Annotated in this window: 17 protein-coding genes; 6 read left to right on the top strand and 11 right to left on the bottom strand. The window is 64.4% G+C overall.

Annotated features, from left to right (window positions below; genetic code table 11):
• Positions 1-218: 218 nt before the first annotated feature.
• A complete protein-coding gene (locus AC629_RS28995; RefSeq protein ID WP_084808278.1) occupies positions 219-908 on the bottom strand; it encodes a DUF1345 domain-containing protein in 690 nt (229 codons plus the stop codon).
• 97 nt (positions 909-1,005) lie between these two features.
• Positions 1,006-1,929: a polyprenyl synthetase family protein gene (locus tag AC629_RS28990; protein WP_084808277.1), complete on the bottom strand. Its 924-nt coding sequence runs from the start codon at positions 1,927-1,929 to the stop codon at positions 1,006-1,008.
• Between the two features lie 161 nt (positions 1,930-2,090).
• Between AC629_RS28990 and mtgA the strand changes: the two genes are divergently transcribed.
• The 3 genes from mtgA (at position 2,091) to AC629_RS28975 (ending at position 3,914) form a co-directional block, all read left to right on the top strand.
• Positions 2,091-2,765: a monofunctional biosynthetic peptidoglycan transglycosylase gene (mtgA, locus tag AC629_RS28985; protein ID WP_084808276.1), complete on the top strand. Its 675-nt coding sequence runs from the start codon at positions 2,091-2,093 to the stop codon at positions 2,763-2,765.
• Between the two features lie 169 nt (positions 2,766-2,934).
• The gene (gene rpmF / locus AC629_RS28980) at positions 2,935-3,117 is read left to right on the top strand and encodes a 50S ribosomal protein L32 (protein ID WP_007598106.1); all 183 of its coding nucleotides are present in this window, start codon (positions 2,935-2,937) and stop codon (positions 3,115-3,117) included.
• A gap of 143 nt (positions 3,118-3,260) precedes the next feature.
• Positions 3,261-3,914: a hypothetical protein gene (locus AC629_RS28975; protein WP_084808284.1), complete on the top strand. Its 654-nt coding sequence runs from the start codon at positions 3,261-3,263 to the stop codon at positions 3,912-3,914.
• Between the two features lie 80 nt (positions 3,915-3,994).
• Here the strand turns inward: AC629_RS28975 and AC629_RS28970 are convergent, their stop codons facing one another.
• Positions 3,995-4,255: a hypothetical protein gene (locus tag AC629_RS28970; RefSeq protein ID WP_084808275.1), complete on the bottom strand. Its 261-nt coding sequence runs from the start codon at positions 4,253-4,255 to the stop codon at positions 3,995-3,997.
• A 221-nt stretch (positions 4,256-4,476) separates the two neighbouring features.
• On the opposite strand from AC629_RS28970, the gene AC629_RS28965 reads away from it, so the two are divergent.
• Complete coding sequence (locus tag AC629_RS28965) at positions 4,477-6,171, top strand: bifunctional diguanylate cyclase/phosphodiesterase (protein WP_084808274.1); 1,695 nt, start codon at positions 4,477-4,479, stop codon at positions 6,169-6,171.
• Positions 6,172-6,193: 22 nt separating this feature from the next.
• Here the strand turns inward: AC629_RS28965 and AC629_RS28960 are convergent, their stop codons facing one another.
• Positions 6,194-6,562: an antibiotic biosynthesis monooxygenase family protein gene (locus tag AC629_RS28960; RefSeq protein ID WP_084808273.1), complete on the bottom strand. Its 369-nt coding sequence runs from the start codon at positions 6,560-6,562 to the stop codon at positions 6,194-6,196.
• Positions 6,563-6,659: 97 nt separating this feature from the next.
• Between AC629_RS28960 and AC629_RS28955 the strand changes: the two genes are divergently transcribed.
• A complete protein-coding gene (locus tag AC629_RS28955) occupies positions 6,660-7,124 on the top strand; it encodes a MarR family winged helix-turn-helix transcriptional regulator (protein WP_084808272.1) in 465 nt (154 codons plus the stop codon).
• Between the two features lie 40 nt (positions 7,125-7,164).
• On the opposite strand, the gene AC629_RS28950 is transcribed toward AC629_RS28955, so the two are convergent.
• The 7 genes from AC629_RS28950 to AC629_RS28920 all read right to left on the bottom strand — a co-directional run bounded on the left by AC629_RS28950 (position 7,165) and on the right by AC629_RS28920 (position 16,838).
• Entirely contained in the window at positions 7,165-8,673 is a 1,509-nt protein-coding gene (locus AC629_RS28950) for a tripartite tricarboxylate transporter permease (protein ID WP_084808271.1), read from the bottom strand.
• A 4-nt stretch (positions 8,674-8,677) separates the two neighbouring features.
• The gene (locus AC629_RS28945; protein WP_084808283.1) at positions 8,678-9,163 is read right to left on the bottom strand and encodes a tripartite tricarboxylate transporter TctB family protein; all 486 of its coding nucleotides are present in this window, start codon (positions 9,161-9,163) and stop codon (positions 8,678-8,680) included.
• Between the two features lie 157 nt (positions 9,164-9,320).
• Positions 9,321-10,298, bottom strand: coding sequence for a tripartite tricarboxylate transporter substrate binding protein (locus AC629_RS28940; protein ID WP_084808270.1), 978 nt, complete (start codon positions 10,296-10,298; stop codon positions 9,321-9,323).
• Positions 10,299-10,502: 204 nt separating this feature from the next.
• On the bottom strand, positions 10,503-13,370 hold the full coding sequence (locus AC629_RS28935) for a PAS-domain containing protein (RefSeq protein WP_084808269.1): 2,868 nt from the start codon (positions 13,368-13,370) through the stop codon (positions 10,503-10,505).
• 320 nt (positions 13,371-13,690) lie between these two features.
• Positions 13,691-14,566, bottom strand: a complete 876-nt coding sequence (locus AC629_RS28930; protein WP_084808282.1) for a GNAT family N-acetyltransferase — start codon at positions 14,564-14,566, stop codon at positions 13,691-13,693.
• A gap of 37 nt (positions 14,567-14,603) precedes the next feature.
• Complete coding sequence (locus tag AC629_RS28925; protein WP_084808268.1) at positions 14,604-15,584, bottom strand: amino acid--[acyl-carrier-protein] ligase; 981 nt, start codon at positions 15,582-15,584, stop codon at positions 14,604-14,606.
• A gap of 36 nt (positions 15,585-15,620) precedes the next feature.
• Positions 15,621-16,838 carry an acyl-CoA dehydrogenase family protein gene (locus tag AC629_RS28920; protein WP_084808267.1) on the bottom strand — a complete coding sequence of 406 codons (1,218 nt, stop codon included), beginning with the start codon at positions 16,836-16,838 and terminating at the stop codon, positions 15,621-15,623.
• A 359-nt stretch (positions 16,839-17,197) separates the two neighbouring features.
• Between AC629_RS28920 and AC629_RS28915 the strand changes: the two genes are divergently transcribed.
• Positions 17,198-17,470, top strand: a complete 273-nt coding sequence (locus AC629_RS28915; protein ID WP_084808266.1) for a phosphopantetheine-binding protein — start codon at positions 17,198-17,200, stop codon at positions 17,468-17,470.
• Positions 17,471-17,544 lie beyond the last annotated feature (74 nt).

The raw sequence follows: 17,544 nt of genomic DNA, 5'->3' as shown, positions 1-17,544 counted from the left end.
CTATGGTGCCGCTGCTGGCATTGCTGGTGCCGCGCGCGTCGGCCGCGCCGCGGGTGGCGGGCAGATTTATTGCAATAGCGGCGGCTGCCGTCCGGTCTCGCGCGGCTGCCATCTCGAATATCGCGGCGGCGGCGGCCCCGGCAACGACGCCAATGCCGAGGTGTGCAATTAGGTTCCCGATGTCGTCCTGGCGTTCGCCGGGACGATCGCTTGAGAGACTATGGCGCAATCGCGCTTGCTGCGATGTTCACCGTCAACGCCAACAACGCCGTGTTGTAGATGAACGAGACGATGCCGTGCGCGGTGGCGGTGCGCCGGATGGTCTTGTCGGTGATGCCGACATCGGAGACCTGCGCGGTCATGCCGATCACGAATGAGAAATAGACGAAGTCCCAATAATCGGCGTGGTCTTCCTTGTCGCCGCTCGGGAACTGAAGGCCGCCCGGCTTGGTGTGCCGATAATAAGCATGCGCGTAATGCAGCGCGAAGGTTGTGTGCACGGCGGCCCATGACAGTGCGATGGTCGCAATCGCGACGGTCAGCTCCGACACTCCCCGATGCGGTGTGCCGAGTTCCGAGACGATCGCGGCGATGCTGGCGAAGGCGCCGGTCGCCGTCACCAAAAGGATCACAAAGCGGCCGTCGTCCTGCATCACGGCGGCACGGCGGATGTGCTGGTGATCGTTGCAAAGCATCATGGCGTAGACCAGCACCAGATAGACTGCGATCAACGCATCCCAGCCGAACAGCAGCCGCGTCACCAGCCGGTGCGCACCAGGGATCAGCAGGCAGACGAGGATGCCGACGCCGAGCGAGATGAACGTCCGCCGCCGCGCATAAACCAGCCGAATCGGCCGCGACATCTGGCGGAAGCGGAGGAGGACGGGATCTTCCTTGTCAGTGGCCATGATGGTGGCGGCCCTCTCGGTCAACTCGCATTCGCGCCGCAGCGGCGCTCTGCTCCCTCTCCCCGCAAGCGGGGCGAGGTGAAGATCGTGCGATGCGTCAGCTCTTCCGCTCGGCGACAAACCGCGCCGCGGCTTGCAGCACGGCGGCGCGATCGCCGAAGATCGATACCGCGCTGTCGGCACGCGCGAGCAGGTCGCGCACGCGCTGCTTGGCGCCTTCGAGGCCGAGTTGGGTGACGAAGGTGGTCTTGCCGAGCGCTGCGTCCTGACCCGAAGGCTTGCCGAGCGCCGCCGCATCGCCTTCGACGTCAAGCAGATCGTCGGCGATCTGGAAGGCTTCGCCGAGCGCGTGGCCGTAATCGTCGAGGGCCTGGTATTCCTTTTGCGAGGCCTGGCCGAGGATCGCGCCTGCGATGCAGCCAAAGCGAAGCAGCGCACCGGTCTTCATCTGCTGGAGACGCGCCACATCGACCGGCTCGCGGTCGCCAAAGCGACCTTCGCCGGCGAGATCGAGCATCTGACCGCCGACCATGCCGCCGATGCCGGAGCAGCGCGCCAGCGCGCGCGTCAGCAAAAGCCGCACATTGGCGTCGCGATGGATCTCGTCGCGGGTGATGATGTCGAAGGCGAGCGTCAGCAGGCCGTCGCCGGCAAGGATCGCGGTCGCGTCATCGGTCTTCTTGTGCAGGGTGGGACGGCCGCGGCGCAGGTCCGAATTGTCCATCGCCGGCAGATCGTCATGGATCAGCGAATAGCAGTGGATGCATTCGAGCGCGGCACCTGCGAGCAGCGCGGCCTCGCGCGGCACGCCGAACACGGCAGCGCTCTCGACCACCAGGAACGGCCGCAGGCGCTTGCCGCCATTCAGGCTCGAATAGCGCATTGCGTCCATCAGTCGCTTGGGGCGGACGATTTCATCGGGCAGGATGTCGTCCGACAACAAGCGCCCGAGCAGGGCTTCGGTGTCATCAGCGGTCTTGTCCAGACGCTTGGCGAAATCGGACGGGGACGTGCCGGTCATCAAGAAGGGCTCCAGAACTAAAATTCGGCCGGACAATCCTTTATGCGCCCGCCCCAGTCAATCGCTTGGAAGGCGTAAAAAGTGCTGGAAAAGGCCCGAATTATCACAGACTTAATGACTGAGCCCGTGACCACGTTTCATTTTTCGCCGGAAAGGTTGATTTGCGCGTCGTCAGAATCCTGCTGGTGGTGCTCGCGGTCGTAGCTCTCGCGCCCTACGCCATCGCGCCGTTCTATCGCGCCGGCCACCCGGTTTCGACGCTGATGGCCTGGCGCTCGCTGCGGGGCGCGCCGATGCATCGGGAGTGGATTGATCTGGCGGCGATGTCGCCCTATCTGCCACGGTCGGTCGTGGCGGCCGAGGACGCCCATTTCTGCAAGCATCACGGCATCGACTGGGGTGCGCTGCGCGAGGCGATCGATGATGCCCAGGAGGACGGTACGCCGTTTCGCGGCGCCTCCACCATCACCCAGCAGGTGGCAAAAAACCTGTTCCTCTGGCAGGGGCGGGATTTCGTCCGCAAGGTGCTCGAATTCCCGCTGGCGTTGTGGATCGACTTCGTCCTGCCCAAGGCGCGGATTCTGGAGATTTACCTCAACATCGCCGAGTTCGGCCCGCAGGGCCAGTTCGGGGTGGAGGCGGGCAGCGCCTATGCCTTCGGCAAGTCGGCGGCTGACCTCTCTCCCCGGGAGGCGGCCCTGCTGGCCTCGATCCTGCCGAATCCGGTCAAACGCAGCGCCAGGATCCCCGGACCGGGCGTGCGGCGGCTGGCCGTGACCTATGTGACAAGGGCGCGGGCCAGCTCGCTTTCGACCTGTTGGCGGGAAAATCGCTGATTCCGGGTCCTTTTCGAGCGTATTTTCCGGCCCAAGAGCCTAGCTTTACGGCCAGCCTTCCTCTATAAGCCCGGCCTTGATCGGCATTCAGCTCGCCTCGGATTGCGGGTGCTGAGCCGTCCCCTCGCGGACGATGCCCTGATAACACCAATCCCTAGAGGATATTGAAATGGCCGTTCCGAGAAGAAAAACCTCGCCGTCGCGCCGTGGCATGCGCCGCTCGGCAGACGCCATCAAGAAGCCGACCTATGTGGAAGACAAGGACTCCGGCGAGCTCCGTCGTCCGCATCATCTCGACCTCAAGACTGGCATGTACAAGGGCCGGCAGGTCCTGAAGAAGAAAGAGTCCTGAACTCAGGACCTTTCTTTGGGCAGGATGGTTTGACCTGCCTGGTTTCGGCCAACCCATGAGATATGACGGTGACGGCGGCGGAGCAAATGCTTCGCCGCCGCATTGTCCTGTCCGGATATCTTGATCGAGAAGGCATTTCGCCGATGGTCGGTTTCCCGCTGCTTCTCATTCCGCTCGCGGTCTACAACATCGTCGCCTTCCTGATGCCGAGCGTGTCCTTTACGGACGTGCTGTTCAAGGTGCCGATGATCACGGGCGAGACCTGGCCAGTCACGCTCGCCGACCTGCTGCTCGCGCTCGGTATCGTGCTGCTGCTGCTCGAGGTGGTCAAAGGCGCGCGGCCCGGCTCGAAATTCCTGTTGGATCACTTGCTGTCGCTGATCGTGTTCGGCGCCGCCGCCGCCGAATTTGTGATGTGGCCCAAATTCGGCAACTCGACCTATTTCCTGCTGGTGCTGCTCGCGATGGCCGATTTCCTCGGTGGCATTGCCCAGCGCACGCGCCGCCGCGTCACCTATGTCGCCGAGACGACAGTGCCGGCGCCGCGCAAGGCCAAGCGCCGGGCCGAAGCCCCGGTGGACGATGCACTGGCCGAGCCCAAGTTCGAGCCGGTGCCGGCGCCGCAGCCCGCTCCGGTCGTGCCACCCGCGCCCACGGCGCAATCCGTCGCCGAGTCCATACTGATGGATCATCCTGCGCCCAAGCCCGCGCCGACCATCACGCCCTCGCCGGAAATCCCCTCGCCGCAACTGCAGCCGGGCAGCGGCACGCCGCCCTCGCCTGAAGAGCCGCGCTGATCTCTCGAGGTTAAGTCTGCCGCCGCTGCGGTGGTGCGCTCCCTCTCCCCGCAAGCGGGGCGAGGTTAGGGAGAACGATCTCAAGCCACCTGCCGCGTGCGCGCGTTGACGCTCGGCAGCGGGTGCTTGCTGCCATAGGCCATCCGCGCATCGTCGGAAGAGGCACGTCGGAGCCGGCTCGTCTGGGGCAGATGTTCGGCATTGGCAATGAGCTGGGTGACGAAGTTCGAATCGGGGCGCGGCAGCGGCGCTTTGCGGACCCACTGCAACATCGGTGTCAGCGCCACCAGAGCCGTGCCCGTGCCGTTGTCCGCCTCATCCGATCGATCAGTACCCAACATCGCTATCACCATTCATCCGGCGAAGCCTGTCGCGTTTCGGGACGCGGGTGCCGGAGCGTGTCATGTACTCGCAAGGTCTATGCCGGCCGGGCCGGTTTGGTTCCGGCCAGCCGGAGAACGTGGTTTCCAAATTGTTTATGAACTTGGCCTAGGGTCGAAGGCAAATCTGGCCGTATTCTGTGCCGACTCAGGACTCTCCGCTGTCCCGAAACGAGGCGATTTTGACCCCTGCATTGCCGCAAGCCTCCGACATCCTGGCCGCGCTCGGCCAGGCCGTTTTCGCCTGGGACATCGCCAGCGACGTCATTGTCTGGGGTGAGCAGGTCAGCGCCGTCTTCCCCGGTATCCCGCCGGATCGGCTCGCAACCGGCGCCGAATTCGCCAAGCTCATCGAGCCCGCGCAGTCGCTGCGGACTGCCGTGCTAACGCAGACCTCGGCCGTGCATGGCGCCGACGGCACACCCTACCGGGTCGAGTACGGCGTGCGCATGAGTGCCGCCGATCCCGTGATCTGGATCGAGGAGACGGGCCGCTGGTTCGCCGGCCCCGACGGCCGTCCGGTGCGCGCGTTCGGCTCCGTCCGAATCAACAATGAGCGGCGTGCCCGCGATGAGGAGCTGACAAGGCTCGCACGGCTCGATCCACTGACCGGCGAGCTCAATCGCTCCCACTTGATCGCGGCCCTGGCCGAGGCGATCGAGGAGACGACCCGCTTCCGCTCGACTGCGGCCTTCATGCTGGTCGGCATCGATCATCTCGCCCGCGTCAACGACGCCTTTGGCTTCGACGTTGCGGACGCGGTGATCCTCGATGTCGCCAAGCGCATCCGTGCGCGGCTGCGCGGCGGCGATGTGCTCGGTCGTTTCTCCGGCAACAAGTTCGGCCTGATCCTGAAGAACTGCACCGTCGACGACATGAACGTCGCCGCCGAGCGTTTCCTCGCCGGCATCCGCGACGAAGTCGTACCGACCAAATCCGGGCCGGTTTCGGTCACCGCCTCGATCGGCGCGGTCAGCGTGCCGCGCTATGCCCGCAACACCGACGAAGCCGTCAATCGCGCCCATGAGACGCTGGACGCTGCAAAACAACGCCGCGCCGGCTCGTTCGCGGCGTGGCGTCCGGATGCCGCGCGCGATGCGCAACGCCGCGTCAACATCCGCGTTACCGACGAGATCGTCACCGCGCTGAACGAGCGCCGCATCAAGCTCGCCTATGAGCCGGTGGTTGCGGCCGCTTCGCGGGAACGTGCGTTCCACGAGTGCCTGGTGCGGATGGACCAGGGCAACGGCCAGGTGCTGCTCGCACCCGACATCGTGCCGGTCGCCGAACGGCTCGGGTTGATCCGCCTGGTCGATCACCGCGTGCTCGAGCTTGTGGTCGCGGAACTGGCGGCCGCGCCCGACGCCCACCTCAGCCTCAATATCTCGCCCGACACGACGATGGATCCGGACTGGTGGGCCAGCATCGAGTCGCTCATGCATGCCCATCCCGGCGTCGCCGAGCGGCTGATCGTCGAGATCACCGAGACGGTCGCGATCCAGGACATCGACGACGTCCGCGCCTTCGTCGGCCGTCTCAAGCATTTCGGCAGCCGCATCGCCATCGATGATTTCGGCGCCGGCTACACCTCGTTCCGCAACTTGCGCAGTCTTGGCGTCGACATCGTCAAGATCGACGGCGCCTTCGTGCAGAACATCACCCGCTCCGCCGACGACCGCGCCTTCGTGCAGACCCTGATCGACCTTGCCCGCCGCCTCGACATCAAGACGGTCGCCGAATGGGTGCAGGACGAAGAGGCCGCAAGCATGCTGCTGGATTGGGGCTGCGATTACATCCAGGGCCGCCTGATCGGGCTCGCCTCAGCGGAGCGCCCGTGGGGCACATCGCCGAACAACGCGCTGCCCGCGGCGGGCTGACCCTTTCGACGATCGGCGGCAGCTACGCTACGCAAATGCCCGGCACCGCGACCTTCTGGAACAGATGCGGGCTGGCGACGGCGGATGCGGGGTAGTCCGCGATCTTCGCGCGGAATTCCGGGTGGGTGAACGCCGCGCGGAAATGCGCATTGGATTCCCAGACTGCGTAGTTGAGATATGTCGGATTGTCGCCGACGGCGCGGTGGAGCTGGGTGGAGATGAAGCCCGGTTGCCGCTTCATGAAAGCGGCATCGTCCTGCCAGCTCTTCAGGAAACTCTGTTCGTCCGCGGCATCGAGCGTGAATAGGTTGACCAACACCACGGGGCTGGCGTCGAGCGCAATCTGGCGGTCGATCGGGAAGGTCGGGTCGAGCGGGCGCATCTGGGGCATGGCATCACTCCGTGTGATTTGGTATCATAGTGTCAATTCGACAATATATTGCATGGAAATTTGACATCATGATGTCAATAAGGGGTGATCGCTGCAAATGAACAAGTCCAAACGGACCCCGGCGGGCGAGGCGCTGACCGGCTTCATCCTCGACCTGTTCCGGGTCAACGGACTGCTCCTGACCGCCGGTGACCGGCTGGTCGCGTCGCTCGGCCTTACCAGCGCGCGCTGGCAGATCCTGGGGGCGATCGTCGCTGCCGAGCGACCGGAACCGGTTGCCTGGCTGGCGCGCAATCTCGGCGCCAACCGCCAGAACGTACAGCGTATCGTCAACGACCTCGAGCGGGATGGCCTCGTCGCGTTCGAGACCAACCCGCATCACCGCCGCGCGCAACTCGTGGTGCTCACCGGCATGGGCAGGCAGGTCTACGATGCCGCCGGCCGCTCGCAGGTCCCGTGGGTCAACGGTCTGGCGGATGATTTGTCAGTGAAGGAGATCGAGACGGCCCATCGCGTAATTGGCGCGCTGCGTGATCGGCTCGAGGGAGCCGGCGAGGGCTGATTGAGTGGCGCCTTACGCCACGCGTCGATTCCAAATCTCCTCACGCGCCCTCGTCCAACGCCACCAGCTCGCGCTTCTTGCGCAGCGTGGGCAACAGCGGAGCGATGAGGAGCACCAGCGCAAGCGTAAGGCAGGCCGCTGAGATCGGCCGCTGCACAAAGGTCCAGAGATCGCCTTGCGACAGGATCAGCGACTTGCGCAGATTGTTCTCCAGCATCGGTCCGAGCACGAAGGCGAGCACCAGCGGTGCCGGCTCGTAGCCGAGCTTGCGCATGAGATAGCCGATGATTCCGAACGCGATCATGACGTAGACATCGAACACGTTGTTGCTCGAGCAGTAGACGCCCAGGATCGTGAACAGGATAATCAGCGGGAAGAGGATGTTGTAGGGCAGCTTCAGGAGCTGCACCCACATGCCGATCATCGGCAAATTGAGGATCAGCAGCATGACATTGCCGATATACATGCTGGCGACGATGCCCCAGAACAGGCCGGGGTTTTGCGCGATCAAAAGCGGTCCCGGCTGCAGGCCGTGAATGACGAATGCGCCGAGCAGCAGCGCCATCACCACGTTCGGCGGGATGCCCAGTGTCATCAGCGGAATGAACGCGCCGCCGGCCGCCGCATTGTTGGCGGACTCCGGGCCGGCGACGCCCTCGATCGCGCCGTGACCAAACCGCTCCGGCGTTTTCGACAGCCGCTTCTCCAACGCATAGGATGCAAACGAGGCCACCACGGCGCCGCCGCCCGGCAGGATGCCGAGCAGGAAGCCGAGCAGGGTACCGCGCGTCACCGGGCCGGCGCTCGCCTGCCAATCGGCCTTGTTAGGCAAGAGCTGGGTGATCTTGCCGTTGATGATGTCGCGCTTGATGGCCTGCTCGGTGTTGAGCAGCACCTCGGCAACGCCAAACAGACCCATCACGACAGGCACGAGACCGATACCATCGATCAGCTCCATGCGGCCGAATGTCAGACGTGGCTGCGCCGTGATGCTGTCGAGCCCGATCAGTCCAAGCACGACGCCGATGCACGCCATCAGCAGCGCTTTCGGCATCGATCCCTGGGTGAGGAAGGTGAGCACCACGAGGCCGAGCACCATCAGGCTGAAATACTCAGCCGGGCCGAACGCGATCGCGATGCTGGCAAGTCTCGGCGCCACCAGCATCAGCGCCACCAGCGCGAATGTGCCGGCGATGAAGGAGCCGAAGGCGGAGATGCCGAGCGCAGGGCCGGCACGGCCCTGCTTCGCCATCTGGTGGCCATCGATGCAGGTGACGACGGAAGCCGCCTCGCCGGGGATATTGACCAGGATCGAGGTGGTCGAGCCGCCATACATCGAGCCGTAGTAAATGCCGGCCATCATGATGATGCCGGATTCCGGCGTGCCCGACAGCGTCACGGGCAGCAGCAGCGACATCGCCGAGATCGGCCCGATGCCCGGGAGCACGCCGACCAGCGTGCCGATGAAGACGCCGATGAAACAGTAGAGCAGGTTGATCCCGGTCAGCGCGACGCCGAATCCATGCGCGACATTGGCAAGCGTATCCATAAGGTCACCCGATCCCGAACAGGCCCGAAGGCAACTGGATCAAGAGGAGGCGCTGGAGCACCCACCACATGCCGAGCGGCACCAGCACGGCGATCGGGATCGCCAGCGTCCAGCGCACGGGGTCGATCAGCCGCAACAGCAGCAGCATCAGCGGGATCGACGACAGCAGGAATCCCAGTGGCTCCAGGGCGAAGGAGAACGCGGTGAGGCAGGCGATGATGAGAAGCGGTTTGCTCCAGCGCACATTCTCCCAGCGTGAGGCTAGCGTGGGTCCGCCCTCGGTGATGGCCGAGATGATAATGGAGCCTGCGAACACGCACATCAGGATGCCCGTGTAGAACAGCACGTAGCCCGAGCCGGGATCGTTGATGGTGCCGAGCTTGAGCTTCAGCCCCGACCAGATCACGAAGCCGCCGAGCCCGAGCCCGATCAACCCGCCCCAGAGTTCGGAGTTATTGAGGCGGAATTTGACGTTGGTTTGATCGTTCATCGACGCCCTCTCGGCCGTTCCCCGGACGCTGCGCAGCACGAAGTGGTGCGCTGCAGAGCCGGGGCCCATAGGTTCGTGGCAAAGGTGGGTCCCGGCTCTGCGGTGCACCGCTGGAGAAGCGTTGCACCGCGTCCGGGACACGAAAGTGGCCGCAATCCTACTTCTTCGCAAGTCCGAGCGTGTCGATGATCTTGCGCTCGGACTCCGTGACCTCGACGACGAATTTCTTGTAGTCCTCGGTGTTCTTGTAGTTCGGCACCATGTCATATTTGGCGAGCGTGGCGATCACTGCGGGGTCCTCGACCGCCTTCTTGAAGGCGTCGTGCAGCTTGGCGACGATCTTGGGGTCCATGCCCTTCGGGCCGGCGATGCCGAACGGGGAATCGTAGACCATGGGATAGCCGAGCTCCTTCAGTGTCGGCACATCAGGATAGTTCGGCGATCGCGCGCCAGTCCAAACCATCAGCAGCCGCAGCTTGCCGGCGTCGACCAGCGGCCGCCATCCCGTGGAATCGGCTTGCAGCATGGTGTGCTGCCCGAGCACCGCAGCGTTGGTCTCCGCGCCGCCCTTGAACGGTACCTGCGTGAGCTTGATTCCGGCCATCGCCGCGATCTGCTCCATGCCGATATGCAGCGAGGTGCCGGTGCCCGGTGTGGCATAGGTCACCTTGCCCGGATTTGCCTTCGCGAAGTCGACCACGTCCTTCCAGGACTTGAACTGCGACTCTGCGCTCGTGGTCACGCCGAACGTATAGCCCGTGAGGTGAATGATATAGGTGAAGTCCTTCGCCGGATCCCACGACACTTCCTGCATCAGGGGCAGGCGGAACACCGTGATCGGAATCTGCGCGATGGTGTAGCCGTCCGGCTTCGCGGCCGCGGCCATGGTCGCAGGTCCGACCGTGCCGCCGCCGCCGGCCTTGTTGTCGATCACGATTGGCTGCCCCAGCACCTTCGAGGCGCTGTCGGCGATCGCGCGCATCGAGATGTCGGTCGAACCGCCGGCCGGCCACGGCACGATCAGCGTGATGGGTTTGGTGGGATAGTCCTGCGCACCGGCGGCGGTCGCGAGCAACGCGGCCACAACAGCGTATATGGCGGCAGAGGCCATCGTCTTCAGCCCGTATCGCGACATCGAAACTCCTCCCTCACAGCGGCCTCTTTGGGACCGCCGTTTCGCATTCTTGTGAGGCGATTGTTCCCGAAATCACGAAAGAAGAAAAGCGCATTGCGCGGACCACGCCTGTCGGTGGATGCGGCAATCCCGGAGGAATCGGCACGTGCGACAATTGGTCGTTCGAAGGTGTGCCGAGCGGCGGAATTTGAGGCGGCCGAAGCCTTACGCCACGCGGCGGACGGCGTTCAGCGTTTCGATGGTTCGTCCGACCTCGGCTGCCGGGCACGGCTTGCCGAAATAGTATCCCTGCACCGCGGTGCAGCCGCATTCGCGGACGAAGTCGAGTTGCTCGATCGTCTCGACGCCCTCCGCCGTGGTCTCGACGCCGAGCACGGAGCCGAGGCTTGCGATGGTGTGGACGATGGCGACGCTTTCCGGGCTTTCGCCGAGCGTGCCGACGAAGGAGCGGTCGATCTTGATGCGGTCGAACGGAAACTTGCGCAAATAGCTCAGCGAGGAGTAGCCGACGCCGAAATCGTCGAGGCTGACGCGCACGCCGAGCGCGCGGAGCTGGTGCAGGATCTCGATGGTCGCCTCGCTGTCGTCGAGCAGGGCCGTCTCGGTGACCTCGAGTTCGAGTCGCCGTGGCGGCAGGCCGGCCTCTGCAAGCGCGCTCGTGACCATCGCCACCAGCCCGCGCGAGCGAAACTGCACCGGGGACAGGTTCACCGCGACGGTGACATCGGGCCACGACACGGCGGTCGCGCAGGCGGTGCGCAGCACCCATTCGCCGATCGGAACGATCAGCCCGTTCTCTTCCGCGATCGGAATGAATTCGGCTGGCGAGACGAAGCCGCGCGAAGGATGCTTCCAGCGCAGCAGCGCCTCGAAGCCGGTGAGCTCGGACGAATCGAGCCGCACCTGCGGCTGGAACACCAGGTGGAATTCGCGCCGCTCCAGCGCGGTGCGCAAATCGTGCTCCAGCGCGTGGCGGCTGCGCGCCTCTTCCTCCATCTCGGGCTCGAACAGCTGATAGGCGCCGCGTCCCTTCGCCTTGGCCTGGTACAGCGCGAGGTCGGCGCACTTCATCAGCTCGTCGGCATCGAGCCCGTGCTCGGGCGCGATCGCGATGCCGACGGAGACGCCGACATGGATCGACTGGCTCTCCAGCGGCGGCGGGTGACCGATGATCTCGACGAGGCGGCGGGCGAGCATTTCGGCCGATTGCGGCTGCGGTGCGCGCTGGAGAACGGCGAACTCGTCGCCGCCGAGTCGGGCGATCGTGTCGTGCTCACCGACATTCTCTTTCAGGCACGCCGCCACCCAGCGCAACAGCCGATCGCCTGCAGCGTGGCCGAGACGGTCGTTGACGGTCTTGAAATTGTCGAGGTCGAAGTACAGCACGGCCATCTCGCCACCGGCGATCGCGACCTGGTTCAGCCCCTCGCTCATCTTCTCGCGGAACTGCGTGCGATTGGGCAGGTCGGTCAGCGAATCGTGCCGCGCCATGTGCGCCACGCGGGCCTGCGCCTTGTGGCGCTCGGTGACGTCCTCATAGGTGACGACCCAGCCGCCAAGCTCCATCCGCTTGTGATTGAGCTTGATGATGCGGCCATCGCTCAGATGGCGATGCAGTGTATGCTCACCCTCGCGCAGCCTCTCGACATAGTCCGCATAGAGCCGCGCACCCGTGGTGTTCGGATGGTTGCCCAGCTCGCAGCTGTGCTCCATGATCTCGCGCATCGAGACGCCCGGCTTCACGACGTCAGGCGACAGTCCATACATCTCGATGTAGCGGCGGTTGCAGACGATCACGCGCAGGCTCGAATCGAGCATGCACAGCCCCTGGCTCATGTTGTTCAGCGCCGCGTCGAACCGGCGATACTGCTCGCTCAATTCCTCGACCGCGCGCTCGCGCTCGGTAATGTCCTCATAGGTGGCGACGAAGCCGCCTTCGGCCAGCGCGCAGTAGCGCACCGAGACCACGGTGTCGTTCGACATGTGCCGCCGTATCGGCGAGGTATCGTTGCCGTCGATCCGCGCACGGGCGGTCTCCAGAATCTGCGCGGGGCTGTATTCGGTCGCGAAGGCGCCGTTCGTCATCGATCGCTCGATCAGCTTCGAGATATGCGTGCCGGGTGCGGCCTCCTCGGGTGACAGATGGTAGATCGTCCGGTAGGTGGTGTTGCAGACGCGCAGGCGCATATCGCTGTCGTAGAATGCAAGGCCGTGCGCCATGTTCTCGAGCGCGGCGTCCAGCATGATGTTCTGCTGCTTCAGCGCCTCTTCATATTGCAGCCGTTCGGTGACGTCTTCATGCACCGTCACCCAGCCGCCGTCGGGCATGAACCGGGAGGTCGCCTGGACCTTTCGGCCGTCGAAGCGCGTCACCAGGATCGGCCTCGGGTTCCGGGTGCGCACATCGTCGTTTCGGAGCGCCTGGAATTCGTCCTTCGACATGCCGGGCAGATTGCCGCGGGACGCCCAGTGCTCGACGACGTCGCGATGCGTGACGCCCGGTTTCACCATCTCGGGGTCGAGGTCGTAGAATTGCAGGAATCTCTCGTTGCAGACGACGACACGGCTGTCGGCATTATACATGATGAGGCCGTGCGACATGTGGGCGAGCGCATGTTGGCTGCGTTCGGTTTGAAGCTGCAGTTCCGCTTCGAGCCGGGCCCGGCGCGTGACATCGTCGCAGATCGTCATCCAGCCGCCCCCGGGCAGCGGCTTCATCTCGAGGGACAGCACGAGATCGTTCGGCAGCCGCTGCTCGGTCCGGAACGGCTTGCCCGCCTCGATCAACTTTACGCGCTTGGCATAGAGCGCATCCAGCTCACTCACTGAAAAATTGCCGAGCGAGGCGCTGTGGGCGAGCACGTCGCGATAGCTGGTGCCGAGCCGCACGATCTCGGCCGACATGTTGAACATCGTGAGATAGCGCTGGTTGACCAGAACGATCCGGTTGTCGGCGTCATAGACGCACACGCCCTGCTCCATATGGTCGAGCGCGAGTTGGCTCAGCGCAAGCAGGGCGTCCGGGCCTTGCTCGCGGCGTGCACCAAGCTCGTTGTCGCGGGTCGACGTCATGGGATCGACGGGGTCTCGGCGGGCAATAGACTTAACGCAGCGTGATTCCGGTGCCGAGGGTAGCGATGACCCGGGAAAATTCCCTTAAGCGCAGTAGTTTACGGAGGGTGACTGGTGATGGAGAGACGCGTTGCCCGCACGACGCAACGCGCGAAACGCAGGTTTGCTTTGTACCGTCATCCTGAGGTGCCGGAGCGAAGCGGAGGCCTCGAAGGACGACGGCCCGGCTGTATCCCTGCCGTTCATCCTTCGAGGCTCGCCGCGCTGCGCACGGCGAGCGCCTCAGGATGACAGAGCTAGAGCGCGGCCCGCGGGCCTGCTCAAGGCCCGTACAGCACGAGCTCCGTGTCGGTGAGGTCGCCGAGCTGGGGCTGATGGGGGCCCTTGAAGTATTTGCGGCCGCGCTGCTCGTTGTACATACCGACGAGGCCCGGAATCGGACCATTGCAATCGACGGCCACCGAGATCTTGCCGAGCCGCAGCAGCAGCCGGCCGATGCGGCCGGCGCAGGCGGCGTATTCGGCGGCGCTGCGGCAGTAGATCAGCTTCATCGCAGGCGGCGCGATGAAGCCGCGGCGGATGCGCACCGGTTGCAGGATGAAGGGGAACGTTCCCTCCTGCGTGCGGCAGACGAGGCTGAGACAATTGTAGCGCGCATGCCGCGTCAGCAGCTCGGTCTCATCGTCGGAAAGCCCCTCGATCGTTTTGGCGTGCTGCGAGATCACCTCGATCTTGCTCCAGCGCGGGGCGCGCGACAGCGCCGGCACCGAGAAGAATATTCCGCGGCAATAGGCGCGAAAGCCCTGCGTCTCGATGATCGGCCAGGTCCACGGCGCCGGGCTGATGTTGAGATAGGTGACCTCCTTGTGCCGCTGCGCGATCTTGGTCAGCAGCGGAGCGTAGTTGCGGTACGCCGGATCGACGTACCAGCTCGACAGGTTGCACTGGATGGCGGTCTCTTCGCCGTCCTTCCGCGCCGTGTAGATTAGCAGCAGCACGCCGACAGGCGTGCCGTCATTGTCGACCATGTAGCCGAAGCGCGGATAGCCCTCCGGCACGGGCCGGAAGGCCTGTCGGCGCAGGCCTTGGATCCAGTAGTTGCGCGAACGGCCGACGAAGCCGCGCGTCAGCAAGTCCGCGATCGCTTCGACGTCGGACTCGGTGATTTCGCGGCATCGGACCTTGGTGTGGATCACGCTTGTCTTGCCCGTGGAAATGGTAGGCCTCGTTCGCTTAGCGCCAGCCTTCGCCATGGGCATCGGCCGCGAACTGCGGCTGCATGCCCAGGATGTCCCGCACCTTGGCGGGCCAGGCGGAAAGATCGGTGCCGTGGGTGTGGAACATGGCGACGGCGAGCCGGTCCATGCCGAAAGCAACGCAGCCGGTGTGCGCCGGCTCGCCATTGGCGTCCTGGATGCCCCAGGTCATGCCGAAATGCTCGCGGTGATAGTTGAAGCTCATGCAGGCGGTCGGCTGCTCTTCCGAGCGCAGCGGAATGAGGAGCTCGAACTTGAGCTGCTGCTGTTTCTGGCTTACCGCCTTCATCTGGCCGACGCGGCCGAAGAAGGGATCGCTGGCATAATCGACACGGAAGGTCAGGCCGAGATCGCGGGCGATCGCCTGCGCGCGCACCATCCAGCGCTCGCGGAAGTCGGCGACGTCCTCGGGTGCGCCGATGCAGACATATTCGCGCATCCGGAACGATTGCAGCCGGTCGAGATGCTTCGACGGCTCGCGGCGGAAGCAGTCGGCGGCGACGTCGAAGCGCAAGCCACCCTTCGGCAATTGCCCGCGGCTCGCCGCGATCGGGTAGACGGGATAGCAGGCCGCCGGCGACAGCACGAGATCGGCAGGCGAGAGCGAGGTGGTCCAGTCACCGCCGGCATCGAAGCGGCTCACGGCGGCGTTGATCTCGCGTTCGGTGCCGTGCAGGCCGCAGACGCAGCCGAGCAGGTTCGGAAAGCTCTTGAGATAGCCGGACTTCTCAAGCTGCGCGCGGCTCATCACCGGCGGGAAGCGCATCACCTCGGTGCCGGCTTCGCGATGGTTCGTGATCAGCGCGGCGAGCCGCTCGACGATGCCCTCATAGAGCGCGGTACGGGCGTAGACGCCGTCCGAGCCCATGTGGTGGAACAGCTTGTCGGCGAGATGATCGAGTGGATCTGCGATTTGCGGAGCGGTCTCAGGCGAATCGGGGAGGACGGCAATATTCATGGGATGTCCGGCTATCTCAAATTTGTTCTTGTTGGTTTAGTCGCGGAGGCTCATTGGCACGCTGCTCATCAGTGTCGAGGTGGCTGCGTTGGCCAGGATGCGGTCGTTGTTGATCATAATCGGCGACGACAACACGTCGCGCAGGTGGCGGCCCATGGTGAATTCGCCGTCGTTGCGGTAGCCGGATAGGCCCGCGGTGCGCATCGCATGCATCACGGTTTCGACCGCAAGCTCGGAGGCCTGCACCTTAAGAAGCGTGATCGAGGACTGGAAGTCGAGCGAGCTGAGCGCGCGCTCGTCATGCTCGGCGCGGGCGAAGACGTCGAGATTGGCCGCGATCAGCGCGCGCAATTTGGCCAGTGACATCTTCGCGGCCGTGAAGTGCGCCGCGGCCGGCGGCATCTGGCCGCCGGAGCTGCGCGCCGCCTTGCGGATGAAGGCCTGCGCGCGGGTCACGGCTGCGGCGGCGATGCCGGCCCAAGCTGACGACCAGCACAGATGCGCGAACGGCGTCATGGTCTGGGCGTGGATCTTGTCGTAGGATTCCGGGAAGACGCGGTCGGCGGGGCAATCGACTTTCAGCTCGAAACCTGTCGAGCAGGTGCCGCGCATGCCCAGCGTTTCCCAGCCCAGCGTCTGCTTCAGCGAATAATCGTCCTTGGCGAGCGCCAGCAGCACCTGATCGGAGGCTGCAGCTTCGGTGGCGCGGCGGGCGATGGTGACGAGGCCATCCGCCTCGGCGCCGTAGGAGATCACTGTGGCGTCGCGCACGAGCGAGACGGTGTCGCCGTCGTGATCGATGGCCGCCGCGCTGGCGCGGATGTTGCCGCCGTTCTGGCCTTCGGTGGTGGAGGAGGCGAGCAGCCACTGGTCGCGGGCGACCCGGCGCATCATGGTTTCCATCCAGGGAATCCCGTGGCCATGTCTGACGACGCAGGCGACCTTGGTCTGGTGCATCGCGTAGATCATCGCGGTCGAGGCGCAGGCACGCCCGAGCGTGTAGCAGATGTCGGTGACGTCGTAGATCGAGGCACCGAAGCCGCCGTACTCAACCGGGATCATAACACCGAGCAGCTTCTGCTCGCGTGCGACCTCGAAAGCCTTGTGCGGGAAGCGGGCGTCACGATCAACCGCGTCTGCGTCGGCAGCCGCCGCCGCGGCGGTCCGGGCCGCGCGTTCGATCAAGGAGGGACCCTGCTCGAGGAAGCTCGCCTGCGTTTCGTCGACAGTGAGGACTGCTTCACGCACGTTCATACTCGTCCGCCTCCGGTTCGTCGTTCAGGATCGCCGGCATTATTCGCGATGCCGCGTAAGCGATCCTCCGACCATCTTTGCTTGTGAGACGAGGCTAGGGATTTAATTCAAATTCGTCGATGAAATAGAGGGTAAACAAAGCCCAATTCCGGACGAACGGTTAAGGCCCAATTGTTTGCAGCGCCCGAATTTCCATGATCGCGTTAGGTGATCTGGAAGAGGCCTGAATTTTAGTCAATCTGAGTCATCGTTTACTAAGAAAGGCGAAGTAATCCTCGCGCCCATTGTGGGACCGGCTGCCCGCGCACATCCTAGCGGTCAGCCCGGTCCGACCCCGATAGATAAATGGGAATTTGCCGATGCAGGCCTTCGATACCGACGTGCGCGATCGCATCATCAAGCTGGTGAAGGGCATCCTCGAACAGAACTCGCTCACCGCGGACATCACGCCGTCGGCCAGGCTCGTCGATGTCGGCCTGACCTCGATGGACATGGTCAATTTGATGCTGGGCGTGGAGGCCGAGTTCGACTTCACCATCCCGCAGTCCGAGATCACGCCGGAGAATTTCCAGTCCGTCGAGACGCTGGAGCGGATGGTCGCGACCCAGTTGCAGCCGGCGACCGCGGCTTAATCGAGGGCGCTACTCCCTCCTCGGTGTCGTCCCTGCGAACGCAGGGACCCATACCGCGGAATCTATCGGTCGTT

Origin of the sequence: Bradyrhizobium sp. NAS80.1 (assembly GCF_001908205.1) — a bacterium.
Classification (GTDB): domain Bacteria; phylum Pseudomonadota; class Alphaproteobacteria; order Rhizobiales; family Xanthobacteraceae; genus Bradyrhizobium.
The sequence above is the reverse complement of the archived record's forward strand: the minus strand, read 5'-3'. Positions and strand labels throughout refer to the sequence as shown.

Bases quoted from the DNA above. Each gene is read 5' to 3' on its own strand.
- AC629_RS28960 (WP_084808273.1), bottom strand. From the start codon at position 6,562: ATGCCCCAGATGCGCCCGCTCGACCCGACCTTCCCGATCGACCGCCAG.
- AC629_RS28995 (WP_084808278.1), bottom strand. From the start codon at position 908: ATGGCCACTGACAAGGAAGATCCCGTCCTCCTCCGCTTCCGCCAGATG.
- AC629_RS28975 (WP_084808284.1), top strand. From the start codon at position 3,261: ATGGTCGGTTTCCCGCTGCTTCTCATTCCGCTCGCGGTCTACAACATC.
- AC629_RS28950 (WP_084808271.1), bottom strand. From the start codon at position 8,673: ATGGATACGCTTGCCAATGTCGCGCATGGATTCGGCGTCGCGCTGACC.
- AC629_RS28945 (WP_084808283.1), bottom strand. From the start codon at position 9,163: ATGAACGATCAAACCAACGTCAAATTCCGCCTCAATAACTCCGAACTC.
- AC629_RS28990 (WP_084808277.1), bottom strand. From the start codon at position 1,929: ATGACCGGCACGTCCCCGTCCGATTTCGCCAAGCGTCTGGACAAGACC.
- AC629_RS28920 (WP_084808267.1), bottom strand. From the start codon at position 16,838: ATGAACGTGCGTGAAGCAGTCCTCACTGTCGACGAAACGCAGGCGAGC.
- AC629_RS28935 (WP_084808269.1), bottom strand. From the start codon at position 13,370: ATGACGTCGACCCGCGACAACGAGCTTGGTGCACGCCGCGAGCAAGGC.
- AC629_RS28955 (WP_084808272.1), top strand. From the start codon at position 6,660: ATGAACAAGTCCAAACGGACCCCGGCGGGCGAGGCGCTGACCGGCTTC.
- AC629_RS28925 (WP_084808268.1), bottom strand. From the start codon at position 15,584: ATGAATATTGCCGTCCTCCCCGATTCGCCTGAGACCGCTCCGCAAATC.
- rpmF (WP_007598106.1), top strand. From the start codon at position 2,935: ATGGCCGTTCCGAGAAGAAAAACCTCGCCGTCGCGCCGTGGCATGCGC.
- AC629_RS28940 (WP_084808270.1), bottom strand. From the start codon at position 10,298: ATGTCGCGATACGGGCTGAAGACGATGGCCTCTGCCGCCATATACGCT.
- AC629_RS28915 (WP_084808266.1), top strand. From the start codon at position 17,198: ATGCAGGCCTTCGATACCGACGTGCGCGATCGCATCATCAAGCTGGTG.
- AC629_RS28970 (WP_084808275.1), bottom strand. From the start codon at position 4,255: ATGTTGGGTACTGATCGATCGGATGAGGCGGACAACGGCACGGGCACG.